Raw genomic sequence first — 26,948 nt, 5'->3', positions numbered from 1 at the left:
CAGGGATATGGGTGTATTTTTACTTAGAATGTTCGTATGATGTTCAACCGACACCGACGATTCGCTGTTTAATCAAAGGTCACACACATGCAATCTATGGAAGGTTTCTTCATTCAAGCGAACGAATTACACAAGGCTATGCTCGAACGGCCAGTTGTGGTTTTGCGTGCCGTGATGTCAGACCCGGTTAGTGGCGTAGCGGACAACACGAGTTCTGACTTCATTCCAGGCTCGGTTAATTTTGACCTCGATGGCCCAGGCAGTGACCACGGAACCGGATTGCCTCATAGCCTGCCGTCTGCCCAGGCATTGTCGCTCTATCTCGGTCAACTCGGCATCAGTGCCGAATCCGAGGTCGTGGTGTATGAAAACCGGGGGCTTTTTTGCGCCCCCAGGGTATGGTGGATGCTCAAAGCATTGGGGCACAAAAATGTGCGTGTGCTGGACGGAGGCCTGCCAGCCTGGAAAGCGTGCGGTTATCCGCTCAATGAGGCACCGCAGGCAAATACAATAAACCGGGTATATGTGCCTGATCCGCAACCAGGCTGGTTTGTTGGCAGTGACTTTGTTTCCCAGGCTAAGGCTAATGAATGGCAAATAGCCGATGCCCGTAGTGCCGGGAGATTCAGCGGGCGCGAACCAGACCCGCGGCCGGGCGTCAGAAGTGGGCATATTCCTGGTGCCAGAAACGTTCCTTTTACCAGTTTACTCGACAATCAACGTATGCGCTCGGAGTCGCAGCTTGTTGATGTGTTTGAACAGGCCGGAGTAGACATCAATAAACCTGTAATTTGTTCTTGCGGTTCAGGTGTTACTGCCTGTGTTGTCGCTATGGCAGCCAAAGTTTGTGGCACCAGCCAGGTCAGCGTGTACGACGGGTCCTGGGCCGAATGGGGAGCCAATAATCAATTCCCGCTGGAGACAGAGTTATGAATCATAAACCTCGGGTTGTGGTGTTAACCGGAGCGGGTATCTCAGCCGAATCAGGCTTAAAGACGTTTCGTGATAATGACGGTTTGTGGGAGCAACACAGGGTAGAAGATGTTGCAACGCCTGAAGCGTTTGCGGCGAACCCCGATCTGGTGTATCGCTTCTATAACCAACGAAGAGAACAGCTGCAAATGCCCGAGGTAGTGCCCAATGCGGCACATCGGGCGCTTGCCAGGCTGGAGCGGGCTCTCGGAGACAGTTTTTTACTGGTTACGCAAAACGTCGACGATCTGCATGAAAGGGCCGGAAGTAACCGCGTAGTGCACATGCACGGTAGGTTACTGTCGGCACGTTGCTGTACCAGCGGCCTGAGCCACACCTGGAATTCCGGCTTCGATGCACTAACGCCTTGCCCGTGCTGTTCTCCCAGCGGGCAACTTCGCCCGGATATTGTCTGGTTTGGTGAAATGCCATTGCAGATGGACAGGATCATTCTGGCACTGTCCAGAGCAGACCTGTTTATAGCAATAGGGACTTCCGGTCAGGTTTATCCGGCGGCCGGGTTTGTGCAAATGGCGGCAGACAGTGGCGCGCGTTCGGTTGAACTTAACCTTCAACCCAGCGATCAGTGCGGTATGTTTGACGAGTCGCAGCAGGGTCCTGCGTCTGCTACTGTACCCGCATTTGTTGAAGGCTTATTGCAGCAATGGTCGATATCTGAACCGGTACAGTCGTGAATGTATCTCAGTGAATTTGTTACCATCGCGCTCGTCCACCTGGTTGCGGTTGCGAGTCCAGGGCCGGATTTTGCGGTTGTCCTGCGTAACAGTATTGCTTACGGCCGCCAAACGGCCATTTACACCAGCTTAGGGATCGGCGTTGGTATTCTTCTGCACGTAGCCTATTCGCTGGTTGGGCTCAGTGTATTGATTCAGTCTACCCCCTGGTTGTTTACCACCTTCAGTTTTTTGGCTGCGGGCTATCTGGTGTACCTGGCGATCGGGGCGCTTAAAAGCCAGCCGGGTTCAGTTACGTCTGCACCAGAGGAGCATCGGCTTGGCACGTTAAGCCACCAAAAGGCCTTTTGGTCAGGGTTTCTTACAAACGGTTTAAACCCCAAGGCAACATTGTTTTTCCTGTCGCTGTTCACTGCCATCATCAGCACCGAAACACCATTCCCGATAAAACTGGCATACGGCATCTATCTCAGTATTGCTACGGCAGCTTGGTTTTGTCTGCTGTCCTATTTGCTCAGTACCAGCAAGGTTGCGAACCTGATTGGCAAAAATGGCTATTGGCTGGATCGCGCCATGGGTGTAATTCTACTGGGCCTGGCAGCAAAATTGGTGCTGCTTTAATCACTTAGCTGTTGTGTATGGGCGCACAATCTAGGGGATTCCGTCCCAGTAAGGTATACTTGCGAATTGGTCGTAACGAATCGAAAGAGGCTTGGGTGAATAACCAGTTTGGTCAGCCACAGGAAAAAACGTCAGCTGCGCAGAGTAATCTCGCCAGGGCGTTGTCGGGCAAATATCAGTTTAATCTGAAGAGTGTGTTTTTACGCAGTAATGATTTGGTCAGGCAATACCTGTGGGTGTTGTTGCCAGCCTGCTTTTTGGTGATCGCGGCTGTCATGCTGGTAGCAGTGATGATGGTGCAGTCCATGAATATTACCGATGTGACGCAAATCTCACCTGCAACCCAGGGCATGATGGATGTGGTGCTTATTTTACTGATGGCACCGTTGGTAACCGGGCTTATGATGATGGGGGTTCATTGTGCTAGGCGGGAAAGGTTACGCGCACTCGATTTGTTTCGTTATCTGCCGCTCATTTTGCCTTTGGCACTGGCTCAGTTGCTTATTTCCATCCTCACACAATTTGGTTTAGCCCTTTTGGTGTTGCCGGGCTTGTACGTTTTTATGGCCTCGGTTTTTACGCTCCCCCTTATTGCAGACAAACGTTTACCTGTTTCCCAGGCTTTGCTGTTGTCCTGCCGGGTGGTGAATAAATACCTCGGCTATTTTGTTGTGGTTTTCCTGTCGTTCGCCGCTCTGTTTCTTCTTAGCGTGGTTACCCTCGGCCTTGCGTTAATCTGGATAGTACCGCTTTACTACACCACACTGGGTACCCTGTACGAGGATCTGTTTGGCAATGGCGAACCTCCGTCCAGTCAACCGGCTGCAGCGGAAGATGAGTCTCGCTTCGATGCATAAACGGGAAACCAGCAAGATTATACTCATTACGCTAGGCGTATTGGCGGTGATCGTCATCAACGCCTGGATCATTGTTACCCAGAAGCCGGATATTCTCGAGGTCCCGGAGACCGAGCAGGCTGAAAAGCCGGTTCCTGATTTTGCGGCCATCAAGAACGTGTCTGAAAAAAAACGTGCTTTTTTCCGCTATTTGAGGCCGGAAGTGGAAAAGCAAAATGAGTATCTGTTGTCATTGCGTCATTACGTTCAGACCCTGCGTCGGCAGCTAAGCAGCGAGGGCAGGCTGAACAGTGAAGACCTCCGTCGGGTTGCCTGGTTGAGTGAAGAATACAAAATTGATGATGAACAGGATCTTGACGATAAACTCCAGGAACTGCTGACTAAAATAGACATACTTCCGGTGAATCTGGTATTGGCACAGGCCGCGAACGAATCTGCATGGGGAACCAGCCGCTTTGCCCAGAAGGGTTACAATTTTTTTGGCATGTGGTGCTTTAAACGGGGGTGCGGTTTTGTTCCGGCGCAACGCAGTGATGGTGCTTCTCACGAAGTTGCCCGCTTCGATAATTTGTCCCGGGCAACCTACACCTATTTGCGCAACATTAACCGGCACCCGGCCTATCATGACCTCCGTCAGATCCGCGCCACACTCAGGGCAAACCAGATGCCTATCACCGGTCAGGCCCTTGCAGAGGGACTGATGAACTATTCCGAGCGTGGGGCTGCATATGTAGAAGAATTGCAGTCGATGATGCAATTTAATCAGGAGTACCTTTCCGAATGAAGAAACGCTTCATAGCCATTGTAGGGCTGCTCGCTGGCTGCCCGGTACAGGCAGAAACCATTGATATTGAGTACAGCCGGTTTTACAGCCATGTCAAAAAGCTTGAGGGTGAGGACGTAAACGCCTTGCAATTCGCGTTCGGATTTCTGCGGGTAGGAGAGGGGCGTTTGTGTGGAATCAACCAGGCTCAGATTGTTACAGACAAGCAGACCTTGCCAATCGATATCACTGAAGAACAACGATTTACCGTACCCTCCGACAAAGTACTGAAAATGGCGGACGCGGCAGTACGTATCGATTTGGCGGAAGCGGCCAATGTTTGTGACATGTCGGTACAGCTTGAAACCAGGCCCGAATATCTGAAAACCGAGTACAGCGCCAGTGAACTGGCATTTCTCTATCAACAGTATCAGGCTTTTTTCAATGAAATGGGCAGTTTTTTAACTTTTATGATGCCCAGGGTTAACGGCCTGATGGTGCATTTCGCCGATCCAAATCTGGATGTTAAGTTGAACAATGCACCAGCGGTGAACAAGGGCACTCTGTTGCTGGATAAAAATTGGCTGGAGCTGGGTAAACCGCTGGAATTACCCCAGGCACCACTGCGTATTACTGCGATTGCCTCAAAGGACTAGGGCCTATTTTAGTATTGTGGCAGTTGGCTGCAGTTTATGGACAACAGCAGCCAGTTTTTCAGGTTTAACGTTATTTTGCGTTAGTTGAGTTGCAGTTGATAGCGAATTTGCTGCGCCAAACGCTCAATAGTGGCTTCGCCTCTTTCCACCAGTTCGGTGGCACGGTGGAATTCCATTGGGCCCACATCATTCAGGTGCGGTTCAATCAGGATGTCGGGCGGATCACCACCCAATCGTGACCGTGTTACCCGTGCCTGCAGAATCTCCAGCGAGTTGCTCATCACGCTCAGAATACTCGGAGGATTGACCTTTGACGGCTTGCTGTCAGCAAACCACTGGCGCACTACATTCTGGCTCTTGGTAAAAAAGTCGTCGGTTTGGATTTGCATTTGTTCATGCTCTTCCGTTTGCTTCTCTGACCGCTGCGGACGGAAATCGGCAATCAGGTTGACCGCAATGACGAAGTCTGCCCCCATCTGACGGCAAAGGTTGACCGGCACCGGGTTGACAACGGCCCCGTCGACGAGCCAGCGGTCATCATACCGAACCGGGCTGAAAAGACCGGGAATGGCACAGGAAGCCTGGATGGAATTGCCAATTTCGCCGGAACTGAACGTCACCTCGCGACCGGAATTTAGGTCGGTAGCCACTACGGCGAAGGTTTTTTGCATTTCCTCAAACGTTGGTGCGCAGAATTCCTGCTGGAGCTTCTGATAGACTTTTTCACCGCTGGCAATTCCACCACGACGTAAACCTACGCCCATCAGTGACAACACCTGCCACTCCGTAAGCGAACACGCCCACTGTTTGAGTTCCTGGAGGCGGCCACTTGAGTAAGCGGCACCAACGTAAGCGCCGATAGAGCAGCCGGCAACGATATCGATTTGCAGGCCAAGTTTTTCAAGCGCCTGAATGACCCCCATATGGGCCCAACCCCGGGCAGCACCAGCTCCCAGTGCGATGCCTATTTTCATGCTGATTATTCCGTTAAATTAATGATTTGCACCCTTTGGTCACTTTCTTCTTCAAACACTCTGGAAGGCAGATCCGGTGCGTCAAACCCAATGTCACCGTCTGTAACCGGACCGTCACTGGTAGTAATACCTTTAAAGTCATACAGATTACCGTCAACCAAGTGTGAAGGCGTTACATTTTGCATTGCCCGGAACATGGATTCAATCCGACCAGGGTAACGCTTGCCCCAGTCCTGCAACATATGTTTGATATTCTGACGCTGCAAATTCTCCTGGGAGCCGCACAGATTACAGGGAATGATTGGAAATTCAGCCGCCTGGGCGTACTTTTCAATGTCTTTTTCACTGCAATATGCCAGCGGCCGAATAACAATGTGCTCGCCATTGTCGCTGACCAGCTTTGGCGGCATGGACTTGAGCTTCCCGCCATGAAACATGTTGAGGAACAGGGTTTCCAGCATGTCGTCGCGATGGTGACCGAGGGCAATCTTGGTCGCCCCCATTTCTTTAGCGGTACGGTAAAGGATCCCTCGGCGTAAACGGGAACACAACGAGCATGTGGTTTTGCCTTCGGGAATTTTGTCTTTAACGATGGAGTAGGTGTCTTCCTCGACGATTTTGTATTCAACGCCGATGCTGTCGAGATATTCTGGTAGTACGTGCTCAGGGAAACCCGGTTGTTTCTGGTCGAGGTTCACCGCGACAATATCAAAGTGGATTGGAGCGATTTTTTTCAAAAACAGGAGAATATCAAGCAGGGTGTAACTGTCCTTGCCACCCGACAGACACACCATTACCTTATCGTTTGCTTCAATCATCGAAAAATCGTCTATTGCCTTACCTACATTCCTGCGCAAACGCTTTTGCAGTTTGTTAAAGCTGTATTTCTGCTTGCTTTTTGATGCAGCGTCGGTGGGTGTTGGTGTGGATAAGGCTTGATGATTCATTGGCAAACTACAGTGTGGCTGACTTAAAGCCGATATTATACAAAAGCTGCAGGTATGCCGTCACCTTTCTTGCCGCGGCAATGGCAACTTTGTTGATATATTGCTTCTAGGTTAGCGCACAGGTGACTCAAACCCATCTGGTTTGATTGCTAAGACGTCGCAATCCAGATTGTCAATCACATGTTCGGCGGTGTTGCCAATCAGCGCGGCCGAGATCCCAACCCGCCCCACCGTGCCTATGACTACTAATTCTGCATCCAGTTTTCGCGCTACCTGAGGCACGACTTTTTCCGGCATTCCTTCAATTACGTAACAACATTCGGCAGAAACGTGAAACCGTTTGGCATGGGCGTCCATTTCCTGTTGATGGTGGTTACGTACTGAATTGTTATAACTTTCCGGATCAAATTCAGGGACTTCAATGGCTATGTTAAGCGGGGTGCTTGGGTAGGCATTGACAAGGTGCACGGTGCCGCTTAACAGGCTGGCGTAATCCTGGGCAATCACAGTGAGTTTGTTGTTCAACTGCGCGTGTTCACGGTCCTCAGTTCCTACATTTACGGCGGCAATAATGTTACCGTTTTCCGGCCAGCCTTGGTCTTTAACCAGTAATACCGGAGAGGGGCATTTGCGCAGCAGGTGCCAGTCGGTGGGCGTAAACAACATGGATGTCCAGTCGTTGTGGGGGCGGGTGGCTTTAACCACCAAATCGATGTCACGCTCGATGGCGCACTGAATTATGGCCTCATAGGCACGGTTGTTCCAGCGTACCACCACTTCATAAGGTGCCTGGCCGTGTTTACGCAACTCACTTTTCAGCCAGTCTGTCCGATCCCGGATTATTATTTCTCGCATGGCCTCCCGCTCGTCGCCGGAAAGCATGGTTGTCATGTCGTAGGAGAGGTCGTAAATCACCATGATAGCGGTGACCTGAGCGTTGGTTTTGGCCGCCAGTTCAATTGCTCGTGCGTACGCAGGCTGCGATTCTCTCTCGGGGTCAATGACGGCCAACAGGTGGTTATAGTTGATCATGTTTTATCTCCTCGAAACAATAACGCCCGGTGAAACTCAGTGCATCACTAAGTGTAATACCTGTTTGGTAGCGAAGAGATTGTTTTGGATCAATTATCTTAAAGAATGGAGCAGGGCAATCATACGCACATGACACGAATGTCCATGCTTTGCAGCTTGTTGTCCATGGCTTGAAAATCGAGGATGGTAATCAGCTTACCTTCCACCTGAATCAACCCTTCTTTTTGAAAGCGGGTCAAAAGGCGGCTGATGGTTTCAACGGTAAGGCCCAGATAGTTACCAATTTCGTTACGGGTCATCGTAAGGTTAAACTGACGATGGGAAAACCCTCTCTCTTCGAAGCGCTTGGAAAGGTGCGCAAGAAAATACGCCAGCCGTTCTTCGGCTGTGCGCTTGTTCAGCAACATCATCAAATCGTGATCCTGCTTTATTTCAGCACTCATAAAACTCATGATTTGGTGACGTAATTTTGGGAACTGGATCGACATTTTGTCCAGGGTGTCGTAGGGCAACTCACATACCATAGCGGTTTCAAGTGCCTGTGTGTAACTTTGGTGCTGGTTTTCGCGCAGTGCGTCAAATCCGATGATGTCGCCGGGAAAGTGAAACCCGACAATTTGCTCTTCACCACTTTTGTCACAGACGAACGACTTGAACGATCCGGACCGCACTGCATACAGGGAATGAAAGGGTTCACCGGAACTCACAAGCGTATCGTTTTTTTGCAGTGGCTTCTTTCGCTCAACTATGTCATCAAGGGACTCCACTTCGTTTTTACTCAGGGCAACCGGCAGGCACAGATGACTGAAGCTGCAATTCTGGCAATGTATGGCGTAGGGAGAAGGGTTAGACATAGTGGTAAAATCAAGCCAAAGAAAGTTAGAACGTTAAAGCCGCACGATACATGAGAAACACCGCATATGCCAGTAAAACGCCGGAGATACCCCTGCGGGTTCGCGGGCTTTGTAAACCGGCAACCAGCCATTTGAAACCCCAGTTTGCGGCTAAAAGGGTTGGCAGGGTGCCGAGTCCAAAAAACAGCATCAGGGTGGCCCCCTGCGCAGCGCTGCCAGACGCCAGAGACCAGGTTAATGTGGAATAGACAAGGCCGCAGGGCAGCCAGCCCCAGATCATACCGTAGGGTATCGCCTGAAGCGGAGAACGAAACGGCAGAAAGCGCTTGGATACCGGTTGAATGTATCGCCATAACCTGTGGCCAAACTGCTCAAGTTTCTGTAACCCTTGCCACCATTGTCCAAGGTAAGCGCTCAGGGCAATCAGCATGAGGGCACTGAGCAATTGTAATAATGCGCTGGCGTTGGGCAGCCCGGAGGTTGTGATCTGTCCGAGCGCGCCAGTAATGCCGCCGGCCAGTGTGTAACTTGCGATGCGCCCAATATTGTAGCCTGCGGCATAAGGCCATTGTGGCTGGCCTGGGGGAGAGGCGAGTTTAAATGCGCCGACGATACCACCACACATACCTACACAATGCACACCGCCCGCGAGGCCAACGAGCAGCGCCGACAGCGCATTAAAATCAGTCATCCTTGGCCTTGCGCTGCTCTGCCAGTTTCTTTTCTTTTGGTGGCAAATCGTCATCGAACAAAATGCTGTAACCCTGGCGATCCAAATCTTCGAACTGATTGGATTTCACTGCCCAGAAAAATACGCCGATGGCGATGGCAACAATGAGCACCGCCAAAGGGATCAGTACATAAATTATGCTCATACAACCACCTATTTAAGAAGTCTTGTGGAATTGGTAACAACAATAATGCTGCTAAGTGACATGCCTACCACTGCCATCCACGGTGTGAGAATACCGCTTACGGCAAACGGCAGTACCAGGGCATTATAACCCAGTGCCCAAAGCATGTTTTGCCGGATAACTGCCCGGGTACCCCGTGCAAGTGTAAACAGGTGGGGTAAATTACCAAGCCGATCACCGAGCAGAATGACATCCGCAGCACTTTTGGCAACGTCGGTAGCGTTACACACAGCTACAGAAATGTCTGCCTGGGCCAGCACAGGAGCGTCATTAATACCATCACCAAGCATCATCACACTTTTTCCCTGTTGTTGCATGGCTTTGACTTCAGCGAGTTTGCCTTCTGGTGTACACCCCCCTACTGCCTGTTGGATGCCGAGTTGGGCTGCCAGTGCAGAAACATGTTTCTGGTGGTCACCGGAAAGAATTATCAGATGTTTGTCGTTTAGCTGGCGCAGTGTCTGCAAAGTATCCGGTTTGACCACATCGGACACCTCAAATGCCGCGACACAGCCATGCTCGCTGGACAGGAATACGTTGGCACTGAATTCAGGTTCAGGCAGGGGGGCAGACATGAATGCGGCAGAACCGAGACGATAATGGGTACCGTTTACAGTACCTTCAATGCCGTATCCTGGCACCACGGAAAGGTTACTGACCGGGGCTAAACGGTCTGTATGGAATGCGCGGGAAATTGGGTGCTCTGAACGGGCTTCAAGGCTGGCAACGACAACAAACATGGATTCAGGGTTCTGGTGGTCGGCATACCAGCTGTTTGCCAGCGTAAACGAGCCTTCTGTCAGGGTGCCGGTTTTGTCCAGCGCCACCGTGTCAATGGTCACCAGCTGTTCCAGTGCATCGGCACGTTTAAGCAATACGCCCTGGCGGTTCAGCCTGGCCATGGCACAGGTTAATGCTGAGGGTGTGGCAAGCCCAAGAGCGCAAGGGCAGGTTGCGACCAGCACGGCTATAGTGATCCAAAAAGCCTGTTCATTACCCTGCCAGTACCAGTATGCAAACGTTGCAATGGCAATCAGCAATACCGCCACTACGAAGTAGCGGGAAACCCGGTCGGCCATCTGTGCAACCTTGGGTTTGCTGGCCATGGCGGTGGTTTGTAACCGAATGATTTGATTGACCAGAGAATGTTTGAGTGTCTGGGTTACTTCTACAACCAGACTGCCGGCCTGATTGACGGTACCGCCGAATACGGTATCACCGCCACGCTTGGTGACCGGGTCGAATTCACCGGTTAACATCGATTCATCGACTTTAGATTCGCCTTCCATTACTTTGCCATCTACCGGAACAGTTTCGCCTGCTTTTACAATGACCCGTTGCCCGGGCTGTAAGGTTTTGGCCAGACAGCTCTGCAAGGATTGGTCGTCTCCCAGTACATTGGCGGTTACCGGAATGTACTGCATCATGTTGGCAGAAATCTGCGCGGCACGATGACGGCTTCTGTGTTCAAGGAACCGGCTCAGTAGCAACAGAAAAATAAACATGCAAATGGATTCAAAATACACCGTGCCCTGTTCGAGAATCGTTGCTTTGATCCCGGCAGCGTAGGTGCCGAATACGGCCAGAGTTACGGGTACATCCATATTGACGGTCCTGGCACTGAGTGCCTTGAGTGCACCCAGATAGAAAACGCTCCCCGAATACAGCACCACTGGGGTGGTGAGAACCAGTGCCACCCAATGAAAATACTGCCTGGTCTCATGCTCTATATTACCGAACCAGTCAAAATACAGGCCGGCCATCAGCATCATTACCTGCATGGTCATCAGGCCGGCGAGCCCCAGCCGCTTGAGGTAACGTTTTTGCTCCGCTTTGTACGAAGCTTCGTGCTGATCCGGGTGAAAAGGCAGCCCCTGGTAGCCGATACGCTTGAGGCTGGCAAGGATTTGACTGAGCTGAATTGTGTCTGGTGACCATGACACCGAAGCCCGCCTTTCCGCTACGTTGACGGCAATCTGGTGTATGCCATCAATTTTTGCCATCTGCTTTTCAATCAGCCAGCCACAGGCCGCGCAGGTAATGCCTTCCAAAGTCAGCTGTATCTGACGGTGTTTGCCCTCGTCAAATACGAATTCCTCCTGCAGGGCGGGATCATCGTATACCGCCAGTTTACTCAGGGTTTCGTTTAGCTCCTGATCACCTTTAAGTGCCGGTTCAGTGCGAAATTGGTAATAGTCCTGCAGGCCGTTATCGACAATAGCCTGGGCCACTGCCAGACAACCGGGGCAGCACATGGCACGCATTTGACCCAGAATCTGCGTTTGGTAAAGGTCTGGCTCAGCGTTTGGCAGACCGCAGTGGTAACAACGGGGATGCTCAGACATAAATCAGGGGTTAAATTTAATCACACCGGAATAGGGAAGGTTGAGAGTTTTCTGGATTTTCCAGTTCTCATCCATTGGCGTTAGGGAAAGCTGCCATTTACCGGACAAATTCCTTTCACTGAAGCCGCGGTAAATACCCTGGGCATCGCGTGTAAGCATCACGCTGGTGTCCTGGTCAGCCAGTGTGACATGATAAAATCTGAGTTTTAACGCCTCGCCGTCTGCCGGGATCCCTGAATGGAATTTGAGCGCAATTGAACCGTCTTCAATGGTGAGGTCGGTGGTAATGCCCAGTCTTTTCGCCTGCTCGACTTTATCGAGCCGGGCATTGATGGCTTTGCCTTCCTTGTAGTAGTCATCAACAACCAGACTGTTTTCGGTACTGGTTGCCAAATGTAGCATCACAAATCCCATAGTAAATGAAACCACCGGGATGGTGATCAAAAACCAGGGCCAGAATTGTTTGTACCAAGGGGTATTCATAGACTTCGTATCCTGCCGGAAGGGCAACTGCTGTAATTACTGTGCTTAGCTCAGGTGTTTATGGAAGAGCAGGGCACAGCGCCTATTCTCGCATAAAAAAGCCCCGTATAAACGAGGCTTTTTTCGTGACGGCGTGCTTTTAGTTTGAAAGACTGTAAACGTAAGCTGCAACCACGTGGATCTTGTCATCACCCAACGTATTCTTGAATGATGGCATAACTCCATTGCGACCGTAAGTCAGGGTTTCGGTAACCGCGCGCTCGCTGCCACCGTATAACCAGATTTCGTCGGTCAGGTTTGGAGCGCCCAGTGCCTGGTTACCTTTTCCGTCCATTCCATGACACGCTGCACAGGCCGCAAACCGGGTTTTGCCGGAAGAGGCTAGGTCTGCGTCTACTTCTCGCCCGCTCAGGCTCAGCACATAAGCTACGGTTTCCTTGATGCCCTGTTCACCCATTGCGTCAAACCATGCTGGCATTGCCGCTTTGCGCCCCAGCGTCAGGGTTTCAACAATCTTGGCACCGCTGCCACCGTATAACCAGTCGTTATCAGTGAGGTTGGGGAAACCACCGTTTTGACCACGGGCGTCGGAACCGTGACACTGGGAACAGTTCTGCAGGAACAAACGTTGACCTACTTTTACTGCTTCAGGATCCCTTGCCAATTCTTCTACCGGAACTGCGGCGTAGGCTGCGAAAATCGGATCGAATTTTTCTGCAGCCATATCCAGTTCACGGTCGTATTGAACCAGCATACCGGCTTCCTTGGCCTGCACACGGGCGTCACGGGATTCCTCAAGCGTGGTAATGCCCTGATTGGAGCTTTTCCAGCCCAGGAAGCCCTGGAATGCACCTAAGCCCGGATATAAGGCAAGGTACAGGAACCCCCACACAATACAAATGTAAAACAAAATGGTCCACCATTTGGGCAGAGGGTTGTTGATTTCCTCAATTCCGTCAAATTCGTGGCCCATGGATTCGCCTTCCGTTACACCGGTGAAATTAGACAAACACCAGCGTAACAGGAAAAAGCACCCGATAATGGAGCCCAATGTGATAACTGAGATCCAAATTGTCCAAAACATGCTCATGAGTTCAAGACTCCTGCTTATCTTTTTTTGATTGTTCTTTTTCTTCGTCTGCAAAGGGCAGGTTGGCGGCATCGTCGAACTTGGATTTGTTGCGACTGCTGAATGCCCACCACACCACACCGATGAAGCAGATAAAGACAACGACAGTGAATATGCTGCCTATCATTCCCTGGTCCATATTATTTCAGATGGGTCCCAAGTGATTGAAGGTATGCAATCAGGGCCTGCATTTCGCTCTTACCCTGAACTGCCGCTTTTGCACCGGCGATGTCCTCATCCGTATAAGGCACACCAAAACCACGGAAAACTTCCATCTTCTTGGCGGTGTCCTTGCCGGTCAGAACGTTTTCTTCCAGCCAGGGGAATCCAGGCATGTTCGACTCTGGTACTACGTTACGCGGGTTAAGTAAATGCACTCGGTGCCACTCGTCGCTGTAACGACCACCAACCCTCGCCAGGTCTGGACCAGTACGCTTGGAACCCCACAGGAACGGGTGCTCCCATACGGATTCACCAGCCACACTGTAGTGACCATAACGCTCGGTCTCCGCACGGAACGGACGGATCATCTGGCTGTGACAACCGACACAGCCTTCACGGATGTAAATGTCACGGCCTTCCAGCTCCAGAGCGGTATAGGGGCGCAAGCCTTTAACTGGCTCCATGGTCTGCTGCTGGAACATCAGTGGTGTAATTTGAACCATGGCACCAAAGCTGATCGCAATCAGGATCATTACAGTCAGCAGGCCAACGTTCTTTTCAATAAACTCATGTGGATTTTTCACGTCAACTCCTTATGCGGCTTGAGCGGCAGGCTCGTCCGCAATGCTGCCTTTGGGTGCACGAACGGTTTTGTAGGTGTTGTATGCCATTACCAGCATACCTGCGACCACAAAAACACCACCAATAAAGCGAACCACATAGAAAGGTTTGGACGCTTCCAGGGATTCCACGAAGCTGTAGGTGAGAGTACCGTCAGCGTTCACAGCGCGCCACATCAGACCTTGCAGTACGCCTGACATCCACATGGCAACGATATACAGAACCACACCGATGGTTGCCAGCCAGAAATGCACGTTCACCAGACGGGTGCTGTACATTGCAGGTTGACCGAACAGTACCGGGATCAGGTGGTAAATAGAGCCGATGGAAACCATGGCAACCCAGCCCAATGCACCAGAGTGTACGTGACCAATGGTCCAGTCGGTATAGTGAGACAGGGCATTAACGGTCTTGATGGCCATCATCGGGCCTTCAAACGTAGACATGCCGTAGAACGACAGTGACACGATCAGGAAACGCAGAACGGGGTCAGTACGCAGTTTGTGCCAGGCACCGGACAGGGTCATGATACCGTTGATCATGCCACCCCAGGACGGTACAAACAGGATCACTGACATCACCATACCCAAAGACTGTGTCCAGTCTGGCAGGGCAGTGTAATGCAAGTGGTGAGGACCGGCCCAAATATAGAGTGAAATCAAAGCCCAGAAGTGAACAATGGACAAACGGTAAGAATAGACTGGACGACCCGCCTGCTTGGGAACGAAATAATACATCATGCCCAGGAAACCGGCTGTCAGGAAGAAGCCTACCGCGTTGTGCCCGTACCACCACTGCATCATTGCGTCCACCGCACCGGCATACAGTGAGTAGGACTTCAGGAACGACACAGGAATGGACATGCTGTTACCAATATGCAGTACCGCAACTGTCAGCATAAAGGCGCCCAGGAACCAGTTTGCCACGTAAATATGCGAAACTTTTCGGATTACCAGGGTACCGAAAAAGTTGATTATGTAGGCAATCCACACCAAGGCAATGAGAATGTCGATTGGCCATTCCAGTTCCGCGTATTCCTTACTGGTGGTGATACCGAACGGCAGGGTTACCACTGCCAGTACGATCACGGCCTGCCAGCCCCAGAATGTAAAGGCAGCCAGTTTGTCACTGAACAGCCTGACCTGACAGGTACGCTGGACTATGTAGTATGACGTTGCAAACAACGCACAGCCACCAAACGCAAAAATAACCGCGTTGGTATGCAGTGGACGCAGACGTGAGAAAGTTAACCAGGGGGTGTCAAAGTTGAGAACCGGAGCAAATAGTTGCGCAGCAATATATACCCCAAGACCCATACCAATGATGCCCCAAACAATGGTCATAATGGTAAATTGCCTGACCACTTTATAGTTGTAGTCGGGCTGTGCTTGGCTTATTTCACTCATTTTAATGAATCTTCCACTTCAATGATAAATGGGTTTCCAACTGCCGATAATCACGGAATTGTGTAAGGTTGCGGGCTTCACACCTCGCCTGGAAAGGGTAATAATAATTGTATCCAGGCCAATTGGTACGCGGATGATAAAGTTTTTAATTACAAAAAGATACCATAAAGTCTAAGGGTTTGATCTCCGTCAATAAATGAAACAACCCGTTAACATACCAGAGAAGTTCAATTAACGTGAAACCGTCCTTTCAAGCCCGAATGTCACTCAGTATCGTCATTTTGGTCATCATTTCAGCAGGGGTAATGCTTTCCAGGCACTATCTGTTAACGCCAGCTGGCAAGCAACCCCCAGTCATTAACGGTCTAGGCAATCAGTGTGAGTTTGTCAATTTAGTTTGTACCTTTGGTGGCAGCGCGTTTTCTGTTCGTGCGGAATTTCACCAGGTACCGCGGCCAGAAGAACAGTTGTGGCTTGACCTGAGTTGGGAGCCGAATTTGGAACTGGAGCGAGCCTGGGTGGAGGGGGTTAATATGTTCATGGGCAGAGTTCCGCTGATGCTGGAAGGGGCCCGACCGGGCGTGGCTTCCGGATGGTTTATGCTGGGTAGCTGTTCTGAACCTGCCATGCAATGGCACCTTGTGTTGCACTTTAAAGGGCAGGCTGAGCCGGTATTAATGCAGTTTACGACCCGGCAGCATTGAACCGCCGGGCGATAACATTAAAGTTGTGATTGCAGATAGTTGGGCAGGCCGAGCATTTTTATTAAACGAAGCTGTTGCTCCAGCCAGTAAGCGTGGTCCATTTCGGTGTCGTCAATCAATTCAACCAGCATATCCCGGGTGGCGTAGTCCTGTTCCTGTTCACACAGTGCTACCACTTCCTTGAGTTTTTTATCCACTTCATATTCAACCCGCAAATCGCTTTCCAGCATAGCAGGCACGTCGCTGCCTACTTGAAAACCTGTGCGGGTCTGCATGTCCGGAGTGCCTTCAAGAAACAGCATACGTTCTATGAGTTTGGTGGCGTGGCCCCGTTCATCGTCAAACTCGTGGTTGATTCGCTCATAGAGTTTGTTCAAACCCCAGTCGAGGTACATTTGCGAGTGAATAAAATACTGGTCCATGGCCGCCAGTTCATAAGAGAGCAGCTCATTGAGCGCAGTTAATATTTTGCTGTTGCCTTTCATCAGTCGTCTCCTGTTACCTGGGCCTGCAGATAGTTTTCCATTCCCATGGCCTGCATCTGGAATTCCTGGGTCTCGAGCCAGTCGAGATGTTCTTCCTCATAACCCAGAATGTCTTCAAGCAACTCGCGGCTTACGTAGTCGAATTTTTGTTCACACAATGCGATCGCGTCCCGCAATAGTGGCAATTGTTCCAGCTGGAACCGCTTGTCGCAGCCGAGCATCTCAGCGGTATTTTCACCGATGTAAAGTTTTCCAAGGGCCTGAAGGTTGGGAAGCCCTTCCAGAAACAGGATCCGTTCAATCAGATCGTCGGCCTGCTTCATGTCCTTGATGGACTTTTTGTAATTTTTTTCGTTGAGTTCTTTTAGACCCCAGTTTTTGAACATTCGTGCATGCAAAAAATACTGGTTGATAGAGGTCAGCTCGCAGGTGAGCACCTCGTTCAATTTGGCTACTACTTGTTTGTCGCCTTTCATTCCCACTTCCGGTTGCATTTTTTTTGATTGCGAAAGTATAGGTCTGTTTTACTTATAAAGCAAAAATCATTTATAAATCAGTGGCATACAAAAAAGAATAGTTATCAATCAAACCTTTGTTCTTATTTGGCGCAGGCAGGCTCGTTAACGAAGGCAAGGCTTTCCTCTGCAAAACCCAATCCGGCTTCGGTGAAGAAGTTAAATACCTTGTCAACACCATGGTTGAGCAGGCTTTCAACCTCATCTTCATAGCGGGCAATGGCGGCTATTCTGCCACGGTAGCCTGCGTTTTTAAGCTGTTTGGTAATATTGATAGAATCTTCGATGGAAGGAAGAGCCAACAGCACCAGGCGCACACTGCGGATGTCCAGGTTGTCCCATAAATCCACATCTTCACCGTCGCCACAGATAACATTCATACCTTCGTCCTTCAACGAAGCGACTTTTACCCGGTCTGCATCCATTCCCCAGACTTTGGAGTCCGCGAGTTTCGATAACGACTGAAACGCACCTGAGCCTACACGACCCATTCCGATAACCAGAAATTCCGCCTTATCGATTACGGGGTAGATGTCCCGTTGAAGCCTCACCGGGCTTTCAAATTGCTTCAGAGGCCCTTTAAATTTGTGGTACTGACTGTGTGCACTGCGGTAAACAATACTGGTAATGACGAAAGAAATGGAAACAGCAAGTGCGATGACTACCAGCCAGGTTTGGTCCAGCAGGTTTAACGACACGGCCAATGCGCCTACGATCAGACCAAATTCGCTGTAATTGGACAGCAATAGACTGGAGAGGTAACTGGTTCGTGCACGTAGCTTGAGAATGGTAAACAAACAGAAAAACAGAAAGGCTTTTACGGGTAAAAGCAGTACCAGTGCCAAAGCCATGCTCATCATAGCCCAATCCGGCAGGGCGGTGAGGCCAATTGTCAGGAAAAAACCAATTAAAAACAGATCTTTGAAGCTCATGAGGGATTTCGCAAGCTCACTTGATTTGGGATGCTGGGCGAAAAACAAACCGAATATCAGTGCTCCTAAATCCCCTTTGATGTTGACGAGTTCAAACAGGTGGTATCCACCGAGAGCCAGAATAAAACCGGTTAACGGGAGCAATTCGCCGTGACCGGACTGGTTGATGATGCGGTTGAGAACAGGCACAAGCGGAAACATCGCTAACAGCGCTATTGCCCAGGGTGAGGGTAATTTACCGGTAGCGGCAACCAGAAATACCACCGCAAAAATGTCCTGCATGACCAGAATGCCGATAGCAAGCTTGCCATGGCGGGTTTTGGTTTCACCGTTTTCTTCCAGCACTTTCACCACGCAAACGGTACTGCTGAAGCTCAGTGCAAAGGCAATCAGGGCAGCACTTTGCCAGTCTATTCCAGTGAACAGGCTGGCACTGGTTATTGTGGCTGCGAAGATGATGGCGGTAACGGTTGCTACCCAAAGCATGGAATGGGATACGCTGCTTGCCCACACTTCACGTTTGCTGAGGTCTCTGATATTCAGTTTCAAACCGATGGTGAATAGCATTATGGTAATGCCCAGTTCTGCGATTTGCATGAGTGAATCTGTCATTGCAAATCCTGCAGCATTGAGCAGGAAGCCCGCGAGCAGATAGCCAACCAGAGGGGGGATTCCGATCATTTTAACCGTAAGCCCACAAACAAATGCGAATAATAAAAAAACAAATTCCATGAATGATTTAGGTGATCTTGTGTGAAAGGTAATGGTGCCTTGGAATAGAATGCGACAGAACCGCAGTAATGTAAAACCCAACTTTCGGTGCTTATCCTGCTTTTTTGACCTAAAACACTATAAAGGAAGGTTTTTGTAAAAATCCTCCAACCGTGCCGGCATCTTTATACTTTCAAACCCGTTGATGCGGGAGTAGAAATGACACAACGCATACGCTGTGCGTGCAGGTGACTCTACCATGAGCCTGTGCCCCAAATCATGAAAAACCTGTATTTCCGCACCAGTCAGGTCTTTCCAGCGTTCCGCCAAGGCGTAATTTACCAGTTTATTCTGCCCGCCCCACAATATGAATACCGCAGGCGCGAGTTGCGCTAACTGGCTTTCACTAATGAGTGAACGGGATGACTGTAGATCCTGGCAGATTCTTTCCATTTTCAGCCGGTTATCGATAAATTCAGCTGCCTGGGCATCTTTTATAATGGTTGGTGTCCAAGGCGGCCTGGCCATAAGGGTGTTATACAGGCGGTAGTAGTGTTTGGGGCTGGATACTTTCATGAACCTGTTTAAATCGGTCCCGAGCGCGTCAGTTTCCAGCCCCAGAGGACTCATCAGCACGATGGATGACACCGCCGAAGCGTGATAGACAGCCATGTATATAGCCATATCGGCTCCCATTCCATTGCCAACTATATGCGCCTGTTGGTAACCCAATTGCCATATCAGTGCGACAAGACGTTGGGACTGGGTTTTAATGGTGTAATCCCATTGCTGGGTAAACCCGGTTTCCCCATGGCCAGGCAAATCCGGGATCACAACATGAAATCGTTCCCTGAGCCGAATGGCAAGGGGCAACCAGACGTTTTTGTCCGAAGCTATATCATGCAACATGATCATAAGCGGGCGGTTGTCATGAACCTGATGGCTGGCATTTTCCAGAACAATAATAGGAATGCCGTTAACACGGTAACCGCGCTCACGAAAATCATATCGGATCATGCGGCATTGCTGAATGGTTTTCACAAGCAAGTGCCCGGCTGCGGGGTAGGTATAGAGATAAATAGCCACCAGCAGTGTGATAAAGGTTATTAGGATCCACATAGAGGCTTCTGAGTTGACTCCCTGTACCGGTTTGTCGGGTTATTCGTGACGCAATGTTCAAAAGCACAGTTACGCGTAACCATGTGCTAATCCTGATAAATCATAAGGATAGTTTAAACTTTGCAGAACGTCAGCGCGCCATTAAAATTTAGCTTTGTAATTGGTTGTACATCATCAAAGAGGCGCATTAGAGGAGTGAATGCAGCGTGAGAAATACGATATTGGCTACGCTCATGGTAGTGCTGATTGGGAATGCCATAGCGGGTTTTTTCTGGGCCCCAGCCTGGTGGTTTCTGCTCTTCAGTGGCGCATTGTTGCTTTTTGCGTTGCATGACAGCTTTCAGTCCAAGCATGCTATCTTGCGTAATTTTCCATTGATTGGGCGAATTCGGTGGACGGTTGAGTCATTGCGCCCCTATGTTCAGCAGTATCTGATTGAATCGGATACCGGTGGTGCGCCTATTAACCGGATGTTTCGTTCAATTGTTTACCAGCGCGCCAAGAACAGCCGTGAAACCGTCCCCTTTGGCACCCAGTTGGATACCAATCGTACCGGCTATGAATGGATAGGCCATTCACTGTCAGCGATGGACCTGAAAGAAATGAACCAGGACCCGCGAATCGTTATTGGCGGGCCCGATTGCAAACAACCGTATCAGGCCAGTCTGTTGAATATTTCGGCCATGAGCTTCGGCAGCCTGAGCAAGAATGCCATTCTGGCACTTAACCGGGGTGCAGCCAAAGGCGGCTTTTATCACAATACCGGAGAAGGAGGCCTGTCTCCCTATCATTTGAAATACGGTGGCGACCTGGTTTGGCAAATTGGTACGGGGTACTTTGGTTGTCGCACAGCCGATGGCGCATTCGATCCTGATGAGTTTGCCAATAAAGCGCGTCAGGACCCAGTTAAAATGATCGAAGTCAAGCTTTCACAAGGCGCCAAGCCCGGGCACGGCGGAATATTACCCGCGAATAAAAATACCCCGGAGATTGCTGCCATTCGGGGTGTTGAAGCTGGCACCCAAGTGGATTCACCACCCAGGCACAGTGCTTTTTCAACTCCCCTTGAAATGCTGGATTTTATTGCCCGGCTGCGTGAACTCAGTGGAGGAAAGCCCGTTGGCATCAAACTCGCAATTGGACGCAAAAGCGAATTTATTGCAATTTGCAAAGCCATGAAGCAAAGCGGGATCTTCCCGGACTTTATCACCGTTGACGGCGGCGAAGGAGGCACAGGTGCGGCACCGCTGGAATACACAAACTCCATCGGTTTCCCGCTCAGGGACGCACTGGCGTTTGTCGATGACTGCCTGGTAGGCTTTGGTTTGCGTGACTGTGTGAAAGTTATAGCATCGGGGAAAATCATCAGTGCCTTTCAGGTGGTGAAGAACATTGCTCTGGGAGCAGACCTCTGCAACAGTGCCAGGGGGATGATGCTGGCGCTTGGTTGTGTGCAGTCACTTTCCTGCAACACAAACCGTTGTCCAACCGGGGTTGCTACACAGGATCCAAAGCTGGCAAACGGGCTGTCAGTGGAAGATAAATACCTCAGGGTTTATCGCTTCCATAAGAAAACCGTTCAGGCCGTGATGGATATTCTGTCTTCAACCGGGCACCGTTCCCCCGGGGACTTAAACCGAACAGATATTTTTCGTCGGGTAGACCAGCATACCGTGCGACGCTATGACGAAATCTATCCGCTGGTAAAAACAGGGGCATTCACAAGCGACACGCCTCCAGAGAGCTATGCCTTGCATATCAAGGAAGCCAGTGCCGACAGCTTTATGCCGTCCAGCCAGTTATCCCGCATTGAAACTGAGACCAAATCTGTGTGTTAGTTGTCATCAATAGCCGGGTACAGGCCGTACTCGGTAGTACGGTAGGGGACCAGATGGTATTTGGGTTGCAGGTAGGCGACTAAATCAATCAAATCTGTTACTGTCATTTGATCGTTCAGCGTTGGCATTTTTGAGTTTCCGTCCGGCGCCGTAAAGCTCTGCGGGTAACGCCGGGTCAGTTTATGTGACGGATTAATAATACTGGTTACCAGCTCTGCGTAAGTAGTAATCTGGCTCACTCTTCCGCCAATGACAACCGCTTTACCCAGAGTGTAGGACTTTTCCTCCTCAGCGGGTTCGCCGGCAATCTGGTGGCAGTCCAGACAGCCATAATCAGCAAACAGGGTTTCACCCCGTAGGGGATCTCCGGCGGGAAGGCTGAATCCACGGGGAGAAGATGCTCCATAGTCACAAGCGCTCAGTACAAGAGCCGCACTGATTATCCAGATTATCATCCGCATACGTTCACCTTTAATTGAGCAGAGTTGCATTTCGTTTCGATACCAAATTCGCATACAGGGGCGTGGGTTGATATCAATCAATGGTTTCTTGTGTTTTGTTAACTATAGTTGTACTAATCCGCAGGGGAAAGTGCTGGCTAATGACGAAAATTTCCTTGATAAAAGCGCTGTTAGTTGGCTTGAGGGAACTGCTGGTCATCGCTTTCCTGTTCGGGTTGAAAATATCAACGGAACCGTACAAAGGAATCAAGCAATGAACGACTATCAATCCATCCTCGTGGCACTTGATGTTTACTCTGATTATGAGCCTGTGATCGAACGGGCCGTTCGTCTTGCCGGCAACCCAATGAAACTCAACCTGCTGTATGTGGCCTACCCGCAAACCAATTTTGAGCCTTATGGACTGTTTCTGGAGAAAGATTTTTCTGAAGAGATTCGCCAGCAGGCCCGCCAGAAACTCGAACAGATAGCCTTACGCCATAACATCCCCAATTCTCATGTCCATGTGGCAATTGGGTCATCGGCGGATGAAATACACGCGGCTGCTGACAAACTGGGGGCAGATCTGATTGTTATTGGTACCCATGGCCAAAGTGGGGTGCGCCTGTTGCTGGGTTCTACCGCAAATGCGGTACTCCACGGTGTTAAAGTGGACGTGCTCGCGGTTAGGATTTAGCACGCCTCAACCGAATTTATGAGTAACCTGAGGGTGGCTCGCAACGAGTTGCGCTGCGTTCTCCTGGTCCATATTCAGCGCAGTAATCGGGAATGGGATCACAATTCCCTCCTGATCAAAGCGTTTCTTCAGTGCTTTGATAAACGCACTTTTTATAAAGAAGCGATTGAAATATTCCTGTGCGCGGATCATTACAGTCAGGTTGATGCTGGAATTGTCGAAAGTGTGGAATACGACGAAAGGTTCATATGTAGCAACACCGTAGTGATGGGTACGCAGAATGTCCCTGGCTACCTCCAGGCAGATTGATTCTACTTTGTCCAAATCCGAACTGTAATGCACTCCGACTTCCACCGGCACAGACAATTCCTTTTCGGGATAGTAATAATTGATCAGTTTGGAATTGGACAGTTTGCTGTTTGGCATGATCACAATGTTGTTGGGTAGCATTTTTATCCAGGTTGAGCGCCAGCCAATCTTTTCTACAAACCCCTGCTCACCCGAATCCAGCTCAATAAAGTCCCCCACACGAATGGGTTTGTCCATAACCAGCTGAATACCGGAAAAGAAATTTTCCAGTGTTGACTGCAACGCCAGTGCTACGGCCAGGGAAGTGATCCCCAAAGATGCAATGATGGGCGTTACCGAAATGCCCAGCGTACTTAACACTATTAAAACAGTAAGGCTGGCCAAAATGGCCCGGATAGCCCCATTGGCGATGCTTTTGGAGTTGCGCAGCATCTCCGACTGACCTTGATAACGGCGCAGGCTGTAAGTACACAGGCGTTCCAGGAACACAAAAAGAGCGACAATAACCCCAGCCTTACAAAGATGGCCCAGTATCTGGCTGCCCGGGTCGGCAATAAGTTCAAACCAAATCAGGATGTAACGTACTATCCACAGTGAAAAAACCATGATCAGTACAGTCAGAGGTGCGTCCAGGGCTAACACCACACTGAGAGCGAAGCCGCCCTTCACGCCCTCCTGCCTCGCTTTGTCACGCATCCGCACCAGAAAAATGCGTTTGGCAACGAACATAACCAACACCAACACAGCTAATGAAATTGCCGTAACTGATTGCTGTGATTGAACTAATTGCTTCAAATCCATCTTTCAGCCCCGTTTTGATTCGGATATCCCGTAAAGAGGTGCAATTGTTGATCCACGCTATGCCCACAGCAGCTTTAATGGTATACAGAAGCCGAACTTAAGCATACCGCTGTTGCCTCGCTAAGCGGTTAAATTTACGCAGCTTTGTCATACTCATTGCGTAAAATTCGATACCATCGTGCGGATTGGCAGTAACCTGATATTTATGGAAGTCCTATGAACTCGAAACAAACCGGTTTTCGTCGACTGTATTTTGCGACTTACTATTCACTCAAAGGCCTGAAAGCGGCCTTTGCCAGTGAGGCAGCGATTCGCCAGGAACTGGCAGTGATATCGTTGCTGGTTCCTGTTACCTTCTGGTTAAACGTTAGCAGTGCTGAGCAGGTGTTGCTGGTTATGAGTTTGGTGATCGTGCTGATCGCTGAACTGATGAATACCGCGCTTGAAGCCTTGGCTGACCATATATCCACCGACGTCCATGCTTTGATTGGCAAAGCCAAAGACGTCGGCTCCGCCGCTGTTTTTGTCAGCCTCGTAATGGCGGGGTTAACCTGGGCGATAATACTGTTTTGAGCAATCAGCCTTCTAAAGTTGTGATTCAGGAACAAACCAGGACGCCACGCTGAGAAACAGCCTTTGCCACCAGGATGTTTGTGGCTCACTGTGGTATATCTGCTGCACACCGTCCTCAAGTGTCATCCAGGTTAAGTCATCGTCTTCATCCAGTTGAATGCGGTAGCCGACGACACTGGCATACTGGTCAAAGGTCTGTGCAATGTTGCTGGCAGTTTGCGGGTCCTCATACAGAATACCCATTTCGGTATTCAGCGCGACAGAACGGGGGTCGAGATTAAATGAGCCGACAAATAGCTGTTTTCCATCAAGCACGAAGTACTTGCCGTGCAAACTGGCGCGGGTATCGGCAATCCAGGAAAGCTTCACCCGTTCTGCTTCGGGAAGGTAAGGGTTAGCTTTAAACTCGTACAGGGCGACACCGCCTTCCACCAGGTCCCTGCGATATTTTTTATAGCCACCATGCACCATGGCGACGTCATTGGCGGCCAGTGAATTGGTCATGATTTTCACCCGTTTACCCTGGCGAACCTTGTCTACCAGAAATTTCGTAAACTGTTTGCCGGGAACAAAGTAGGGTGAAATCAGCAGAATTTCATTTTCAGCCTGGTCGAGCACTTCCAGTAATCGCGGCGCAATGTGGGTTTCTTCTGCGATTTCATCAGTACCAATTTTTTCAGGTGAATCGATAAACAGGCGCCAGTCTCCCCAATTCACCTTCCTCGAAGCGTCTATACGCCCGACAATATCCCAGCGTGCCCGCACCGCGTCTGCATACTCACTGGTTAATGCCAGTTGGTAATTTGTGTCAGAACGATCACGCAGAGTGTTGAGTGCCGCGTCCATATCTTCCTCCAGATCCACCAGTTGGGCGATGGGATAGCTGTACATACTGTCCCAGTACTGGTTAAAGTTTGCGCGAACATTCAGCGCAATGGGCCCAACACCAAGCACGTCAATATCGGAGAAACGTACCTCGTGACTGGCATTAAAATATTCATCACCGATATTCCTGCCACCCACGACGGTCAAGGCACCGTCTGCGGTGATTGATTTATTGTGCATACGCCGGTTTAACCTTGAACCATCACGTATAAATCCGGTCCAGCGCAGGCTCCGGGAAGGAAAGGGATTGAACAGCCTGACTTCAATATTAGGGTGGTGGTCCAGTATACGCAGAGGGCGATCTTTGCCGGAGGTGTCAAGGTCGTCCAGTAACATGCGTACGAAGACGCCCCGATCGGCCGCTGCGAGTATTTGATTTGCCATAACCTGGCCTATCAAATCATCATGCCAAATGTAGTACTGGACATCGAGACTGACCTCAGAACGCTGGATCAGCTTCATTCTTACTGCCAGCGCGTCCATCCCATCCGAGAGTAATTCAAAGCCAGAATCACCCTGGTGTTTCTTACCCAGTGCTTCAACATCCTGATACAATGGTGATTTCAGAACGTCCGGTGGCGGCATACTATATTGGGTATTTCTGGGCGGCAGGCTTGAACAGCCACCGAGTGAGAAGAGCAACAACAGGAATGCCGCTTTGGCGTTGCCAAGAGATTTTTGCCGCCGTCTGTTTAACATCTTGTGTTTGTCCTTAATTTCCCAAACTTCAATTTTGTGCGGGAATGTTAGCCAGCTGGTACGTCCGGCTTCGGGTTAACCATCACCAGGCAGTCCAGACGAATTCCAGTTTTCCTGACATGACACCAGGTGTGTCTCCCACACTGTCAACATCCAGCCAGCGTTGGTTCAGGCTGGCTTTCAATACAAAATTATGTGCTATGTTCCAGCGTAAACCTGCTCCAAATCCGTAACTGAATGCGGTGTCCGAGTAAGTGGAGTAGTAGTCGTCACAGACATAGCCCCACCATGGGTCCCACCAACAGACCGTGCCGCCGTAGTCATCCCTGCGAATATTGCTGTCTAGCGTATTCCAGCCTATACCGGCCGTTACAAAGGGGGTAAAAACCGTGGGGTAAAAATGGTAAGTGGTACTGACAGCAAAGCTGTCATTGGAAAGCGCATGCTGAATGAAATAGGGCTCCTGCGTATTGTCATCAGGAATTACCTGGGCCTGGTAAGACTGTTCGTTGTGGGTAAAGTCCACAGATACCAGCAAATGATCGTTGACGTGATAGCCGAACGTCCCCCCAAAACCTACGTCATCTTCAATTTCGATGTGACTGCTATTGCGACCGTCAATAGAAAAGCTGTCGACATAGCTCAGGCTGAAACCCGCTTCCCAGCTTCCGGCCCTGTGCTCAATTCGGCTCAGGTCGTTTGCCTGCACTGAGCATGCAAAAACGAACAACAGACTAGCGAGAATGATTCGGGGTTTGTCCACAGAGGCTCCTTTGCGTGAAGAGTGTATGATGACTCAAACGTTAGCC

General features: G+C 50.2%; 30 protein-coding genes. 10 read left to right on the top strand and 20 right to left on the bottom strand.

Annotated features, from left to right (window positions below; translation table 11 throughout):
• Positions 1 to 87 precede the first annotated feature (87 nt).
• From DXV75_RS15770 to DXV75_RS15745, 6 genes are all read left to right on the top strand, one after another.
• Entirely contained in the window at positions 88 to 933 is an 846-nt protein-coding gene (locus DXV75_RS15770) for a sulfurtransferase (RefSeq protein WP_245953260.1), read from the top strand.
• Positions 930 to 1,667 (top strand): Sir2 family NAD+-dependent deacetylase, encoded by a 738-nt coding sequence (cobB, locus tag DXV75_RS15765; RefSeq protein ID WP_115594391.1) that lies wholly within the window; start codon positions 930 to 932, stop codon positions 1,665 to 1,667. Before DXV75_RS15770 ends, cobB begins: the two co-directional genes overlap by 4 nt.
• Positions 1,668 to 2,288, top strand: coding sequence for a LysE family translocator (locus DXV75_RS15760; RefSeq protein WP_115594390.1), 621 nt, complete (start codon positions 1,668 to 1,670; stop codon positions 2,286 to 2,288).
• A 95-nt stretch (positions 2,289 to 2,383) separates the two neighbouring features.
• Positions 2,384 to 3,145, top strand: coding sequence for a DUF2189 domain-containing protein (locus tag DXV75_RS15755; protein WP_147291843.1), 762 nt, complete (start codon positions 2,384 to 2,386; stop codon positions 3,143 to 3,145).
• Positions 3,123 to 3,929: a glucosaminidase domain-containing protein gene (locus tag DXV75_RS15750; protein ID WP_245953259.1), complete on the top strand. Its 807-nt coding sequence runs from the start codon at positions 3,123 to 3,125 to the stop codon at positions 3,927 to 3,929. The genes DXV75_RS15755 and DXV75_RS15750 overlap by 23 nt, the downstream gene beginning before the upstream one ends.
• Entirely contained in the window at positions 3,926 to 4,564 is a 639-nt protein-coding gene (locus DXV75_RS15745) for a DUF2987 domain-containing protein (RefSeq protein ID WP_115594387.1), read from the top strand. The genes DXV75_RS15750 and DXV75_RS15745 overlap by 4 nt, the downstream gene beginning before the upstream one ends.
• A gap of 80 nt (positions 4,565 to 4,644) precedes the next feature.
• Here the strand turns inward: DXV75_RS15745 and rssA are convergent, their stop codons facing one another.
• The 12 genes from rssA to ccoN form a co-directional block, all read right to left on the bottom strand.
• Positions 4,645 to 5,538: a patatin-like phospholipase RssA gene (gene rssA / locus DXV75_RS15735; protein WP_115594386.1), complete on the bottom strand. Its 894-nt coding sequence runs from the start codon at positions 5,536 to 5,538 to the stop codon at positions 4,645 to 4,647.
• Positions 5,539 to 5,543: 5 nt separating this feature from the next.
• A complete protein-coding gene (ttcA, locus tag DXV75_RS15730; RefSeq protein WP_115594385.1) occupies positions 5,544 to 6,485 on the bottom strand; it encodes a tRNA 2-thiocytidine(32) synthetase TtcA in 942 nt (313 codons plus the stop codon).
• A 111-nt stretch (positions 6,486 to 6,596) separates the two neighbouring features.
• Positions 6,597 to 7,517, bottom strand: coding sequence for a universal stress protein UspE (gene uspE / locus DXV75_RS15725; protein ID WP_115594384.1), 921 nt, complete (start codon positions 7,515 to 7,517; stop codon positions 6,597 to 6,599).
• A gap of 119 nt (positions 7,518 to 7,636) precedes the next feature.
• Positions 7,637 to 8,371 (bottom strand): fumarate/nitrate reduction transcriptional regulator Fnr, encoded by a 735-nt coding sequence (gene fnr, locus DXV75_RS15720; protein WP_115594383.1) that lies wholly within the window; start codon positions 8,369 to 8,371, stop codon positions 7,637 to 7,639.
• 25 nt (positions 8,372 to 8,396) lie between these two features.
• The gene (locus DXV75_RS15715; protein WP_115594382.1) at positions 8,397 to 9,062 is read right to left on the bottom strand and encodes a sulfite exporter TauE/SafE family protein; all 666 of its coding nucleotides are present in this window, start codon (positions 9,060 to 9,062) and stop codon (positions 8,397 to 8,399) included.
• Positions 9,055 to 9,246 carry a cbb3-type cytochrome oxidase assembly protein CcoS gene (gene ccoS, locus DXV75_RS15710; RefSeq protein ID WP_115594381.1) on the bottom strand — a complete coding sequence of 64 codons (192 nt, stop codon included), beginning with the start codon at positions 9,244 to 9,246 and terminating at the stop codon, positions 9,055 to 9,057. Before ccoS ends, DXV75_RS15715 begins: the two co-directional genes overlap by 8 nt.
• 8 nt (positions 9,247 to 9,254) lie before the next feature.
• Positions 9,255 to 11,630: a heavy metal translocating P-type ATPase gene (locus tag DXV75_RS15705; RefSeq protein ID WP_115594380.1), complete on the bottom strand. Its 2,376-nt coding sequence runs from the start codon at positions 11,628 to 11,630 to the stop codon at positions 9,255 to 9,257.
• 3 nt (positions 11,631 to 11,633) lie between these two features.
• Complete coding sequence (locus DXV75_RS15700; protein ID WP_115594379.1) at positions 11,634 to 12,113, bottom strand: FixH family protein; 480 nt, start codon at positions 12,111 to 12,113, stop codon at positions 11,634 to 11,636.
• A gap of 139 nt (positions 12,114 to 12,252) precedes the next feature.
• The gene (ccoP, locus tag DXV75_RS15695) at positions 12,253 to 13,203 is read right to left on the bottom strand and encodes a cytochrome-c oxidase, cbb3-type subunit III (RefSeq protein ID WP_115594378.1); all 951 of its coding nucleotides are present in this window, start codon (positions 13,201 to 13,203) and stop codon (positions 12,253 to 12,255) included.
• A gap of 4 nt (positions 13,204 to 13,207) precedes the next feature.
• Complete coding sequence (locus DXV75_RS15690) at positions 13,208 to 13,381, bottom strand: cbb3-type cytochrome oxidase subunit 3 (RefSeq protein WP_115594377.1); 174 nt, start codon at positions 13,379 to 13,381, stop codon at positions 13,208 to 13,210.
• 1 nt (position 13,382) lies between these two features.
• Positions 13,383 to 13,988: a cytochrome-c oxidase, cbb3-type subunit II gene (gene ccoO, locus DXV75_RS15685; RefSeq protein ID WP_115594376.1), complete on the bottom strand. Its 606-nt coding sequence runs from the start codon at positions 13,986 to 13,988 to the stop codon at positions 13,383 to 13,385.
• Between the two features lie 9 nt (positions 13,989 to 13,997).
• A complete protein-coding gene (ccoN, locus tag DXV75_RS15680) occupies positions 13,998 to 15,431 on the bottom strand; it encodes a cytochrome-c oxidase, cbb3-type subunit I (protein WP_115594375.1) in 1,434 nt (477 codons plus the stop codon).
• A 236-nt stretch (positions 15,432 to 15,667) separates the two neighbouring features.
• Here ccoN and DXV75_RS15675 point away from each other — a divergent pair, with 236 nt between their 5' ends.
• The gene (locus DXV75_RS15675) at positions 15,668 to 16,135 is read left to right on the top strand and encodes a hypothetical protein (RefSeq protein WP_147291842.1); all 468 of its coding nucleotides are present in this window, start codon (positions 15,668 to 15,670) and stop codon (positions 16,133 to 16,135) included.
• A 17-nt stretch (positions 16,136 to 16,152) separates the two neighbouring features.
• Here DXV75_RS15675 and bfr (DXV75_RS15670) read toward each other — a convergent pair whose 3' ends face one another.
• The 4 genes from bfr (DXV75_RS15670) to DXV75_RS15655 all read right to left on the bottom strand — a co-directional run bounded on the left by bfr (DXV75_RS15670) (position 16,153) and on the right by DXV75_RS15655 (position 19,897).
• A complete protein-coding gene (gene bfr / locus DXV75_RS15670; RefSeq protein WP_115594373.1) occupies positions 16,153 to 16,620 on the bottom strand; it encodes a bacterioferritin in 468 nt (155 codons plus the stop codon).
• Positions 16,620 to 17,096 (bottom strand): bacterioferritin, encoded by a 477-nt coding sequence (gene bfr, locus DXV75_RS15665; protein WP_115594372.1) that lies wholly within the window; start codon positions 17,094 to 17,096, stop codon positions 16,620 to 16,622. Before bfr (DXV75_RS15665) ends, bfr (DXV75_RS15670) begins: the two co-directional genes overlap by 1 nt.
• 122 nt (positions 17,097 to 17,218) lie before the next feature.
• Positions 17,219 to 18,799, bottom strand: a complete 1,581-nt coding sequence (locus tag DXV75_RS15660; RefSeq protein WP_115594371.1) for a cation:proton antiporter family protein — start codon at positions 18,797 to 18,799, stop codon at positions 17,219 to 17,221.
• Between the two features lie 117 nt (positions 18,800 to 18,916).
• Positions 18,917 to 19,897 carry an alpha/beta fold hydrolase gene (locus DXV75_RS15655; protein ID WP_115594370.1) on the bottom strand — a complete coding sequence of 327 codons (981 nt, stop codon included), beginning with the start codon at positions 19,895 to 19,897 and terminating at the stop codon, positions 18,917 to 18,919.
• A 206-nt stretch (positions 19,898 to 20,103) separates the two neighbouring features.
• On the opposite strand from DXV75_RS15655, the gene DXV75_RS15650 reads away from it, so the two are divergent.
• Positions 20,104 to 21,735: an FMN-binding glutamate synthase family protein gene (locus tag DXV75_RS15650; protein WP_115594369.1), complete on the top strand. Its 1,632-nt coding sequence runs from the start codon at positions 20,104 to 20,106 to the stop codon at positions 21,733 to 21,735.
• Here DXV75_RS15650 and DXV75_RS15645 read toward each other — a convergent pair.
• Positions 21,732 to 22,196 carry a c-type cytochrome gene (locus DXV75_RS15645; RefSeq protein ID WP_115594368.1) on the bottom strand — a complete coding sequence of 155 codons (465 nt, stop codon included), beginning with the start codon at positions 22,194 to 22,196 and terminating at the stop codon, positions 21,732 to 21,734. The genes DXV75_RS15650 and DXV75_RS15645 overlap by 4 nt on opposite strands.
• 253 nt (positions 22,197 to 22,449) lie before the next feature.
• On the opposite strand from DXV75_RS15645, the gene DXV75_RS15640 reads away from it, so the two are divergent.
• Positions 22,450 to 22,872, top strand: a complete 423-nt coding sequence (locus DXV75_RS15640; protein ID WP_115594367.1) for a universal stress protein — start codon at positions 22,450 to 22,452, stop codon at positions 22,870 to 22,872.
• A 6-nt stretch (positions 22,873 to 22,878) separates the two neighbouring features.
• On the opposite strand, the gene DXV75_RS15635 is transcribed toward DXV75_RS15640, so the two are convergent.
• Positions 22,879 to 23,982: a mechanosensitive ion channel family protein gene (locus DXV75_RS15635; protein WP_115594366.1), complete on the bottom strand. Its 1,104-nt coding sequence runs from the start codon at positions 23,980 to 23,982 to the stop codon at positions 22,879 to 22,881.
• Between the two features lie 216 nt (positions 23,983 to 24,198).
• Between DXV75_RS15635 and DXV75_RS15630 the strand changes: the two genes are divergently transcribed.
• Entirely contained in the window at positions 24,199 to 24,555 is a 357-nt protein-coding gene (locus DXV75_RS15630; protein WP_115594365.1) for a diacylglycerol kinase, read from the top strand.
• Between the two features lie 12 nt (positions 24,556 to 24,567).
• On the opposite strand, the gene DXV75_RS15625 is transcribed toward DXV75_RS15630, so the two are convergent.
• Both DXV75_RS15625 and DXV75_RS15620 read right to left on the bottom strand, forming a co-directional pair.
• The gene (locus DXV75_RS15625) at positions 24,568 to 26,139 is read right to left on the bottom strand and encodes a phospholipase D family protein (RefSeq protein WP_115594364.1); all 1,572 of its coding nucleotides are present in this window, start codon (positions 26,137 to 26,139) and stop codon (positions 24,568 to 24,570) included.
• Positions 26,140 to 26,221: 82 nt separating this feature from the next.
• Complete coding sequence (locus tag DXV75_RS15620; RefSeq protein ID WP_181898452.1) at positions 26,222 to 26,902, bottom strand: outer membrane beta-barrel protein; 681 nt, start codon at positions 26,900 to 26,902, stop codon at positions 26,222 to 26,224.
• Positions 26,903 to 26,948: the final 46 nt, after the last annotated feature.

This window comes from Alteromonas aestuariivivens, assembly GCF_003367475.1.
Lineage (GTDB): Bacteria > Pseudomonadota > Gammaproteobacteria > Enterobacterales > Alteromonadaceae > Alteromonas > Alteromonas aestuariivivens.
Note: the sequence above shows the minus strand (reverse complement) of the source record. Positions and strands in the feature narration are given on the sequence as shown.

Excerpts from the sequence above, each read along its gene's own strand:
- DXV75_RS15770 (WP_245953260.1), top strand. The coding sequence starts at position 88 with ATGCAATCTATGGAAGGTTTCTTCATTCAAGCGAACGAATTACACAAG.
- cobB (WP_115594391.1), top strand. The coding sequence starts at position 930 with ATGAATCATAAACCTCGGGTTGTGGTGTTAACCGGAGCGGGTATCTCA.
- DXV75_RS15760 (WP_115594390.1), top strand. The coding sequence starts at position 1,668 with ATGTATCTCAGTGAATTTGTTACCATCGCGCTCGTCCACCTGGTTGCG.
- DXV75_RS15750 (WP_245953259.1), top strand. The coding sequence starts at position 3,123 with ATGAGTCTCGCTTCGATGCATAAACGGGAAACCAGCAAGATTATACTC.
- DXV75_RS15745 (WP_115594387.1), top strand. The coding sequence starts at position 3,926 with ATGAAGAAACGCTTCATAGCCATTGTAGGGCTGCTCGCTGGCTGCCCG.
- rssA (WP_115594386.1), bottom strand. The coding sequence starts at position 5,538 with ATGAAAATAGGCATCGCACTGGGAGCTGGTGCTGCCCGGGGTTGGGCC.
- ttcA (WP_115594385.1), bottom strand. The coding sequence starts at position 6,485 with ATGAATCATCAAGCCTTATCCACACCAACACCCACCGACGCTGCATCA.
- uspE (WP_115594384.1), bottom strand. The coding sequence starts at position 7,517 with ATGATCAACTATAACCACCTGTTGGCCGTCATTGACCCCGAGAGAGAA.
- fnr (WP_115594383.1), bottom strand. The coding sequence starts at position 8,371 with ATGTCTAACCCTTCTCCCTACGCCATACATTGCCAGAATTGCAGCTTC.
- DXV75_RS15715 (WP_115594382.1), bottom strand. The coding sequence starts at position 9,062 with ATGACTGATTTTAATGCGCTGTCGGCGCTGCTCGTTGGCCTCGCGGGC.
- ccoS (WP_115594381.1), bottom strand. The coding sequence starts at position 9,246 with ATGAGCATAATTTATGTACTGATCCCTTTGGCGGTGCTCATTGTTGCC.
- DXV75_RS15705 (WP_115594380.1), bottom strand. The coding sequence starts at position 11,630 with ATGTCTGAGCATCCCCGTTGTTACCACTGCGGTCTGCCAAACGCTGAG.
- DXV75_RS15700 (WP_115594379.1), bottom strand. The coding sequence starts at position 12,113 with ATGAATACCCCTTGGTACAAACAATTCTGGCCCTGGTTTTTGATCACC.
- ccoP (WP_115594378.1), bottom strand. The coding sequence starts at position 13,203 with ATGAGCATGTTTTGGACAATTTGGATCTCAGTTATCACATTGGGCTCC.
- DXV75_RS15690 (WP_115594377.1), bottom strand. The coding sequence starts at position 13,381 with ATGGACCAGGGAATGATAGGCAGCATATTCACTGTCGTTGTCTTTATC.
- ccoN (WP_115594375.1), bottom strand. The coding sequence starts at position 15,431 with ATGAGTGAAATAAGCCAAGCACAGCCCGACTACAACTATAAAGTGGTC.
- bfr (WP_115594373.1), bottom strand. The coding sequence starts at position 16,620 with ATGAAAGGCAACAGCAAAATATTAACTGCGCTCAATGAGCTGCTCTCT.
- bfr (WP_115594372.1), bottom strand. The coding sequence starts at position 17,096 with ATGAAAGGCGACAAACAAGTAGTAGCCAAATTGAACGAGGTGCTCACC.
- DXV75_RS15660 (WP_115594371.1), bottom strand. The coding sequence starts at position 18,799 with ATGGAATTTGTTTTTTTATTATTCGCATTTGTTTGTGGGCTTACGGTT.
- DXV75_RS15655 (WP_115594370.1), bottom strand. The coding sequence starts at position 19,897 with ATGTGGATCCTAATAACCTTTATCACACTGCTGGTGGCTATTTATCTC.
- DXV75_RS15645 (WP_115594368.1), bottom strand. The coding sequence starts at position 22,196 with ATGCGGATGATAATCTGGATAATCAGTGCGGCTCTTGTACTGAGCGCT.
- DXV75_RS15640 (WP_115594367.1), top strand. The coding sequence starts at position 22,450 with ATGAACGACTATCAATCCATCCTCGTGGCACTTGATGTTTACTCTGAT.
- DXV75_RS15635 (WP_115594366.1), bottom strand. The coding sequence starts at position 23,982 with ATGGATTTGAAGCAATTAGTTCAATCACAGCAATCAGTTACGGCAATT.
- DXV75_RS15630 (WP_115594365.1), top strand. The coding sequence starts at position 24,199 with ATGAACTCGAAACAAACCGGTTTTCGTCGACTGTATTTTGCGACTTAC.
- DXV75_RS15625 (WP_115594364.1), bottom strand. The coding sequence starts at position 26,139 with ATGTTAAACAGACGGCGGCAAAAATCTCTTGGCAACGCCAAAGCGGCA.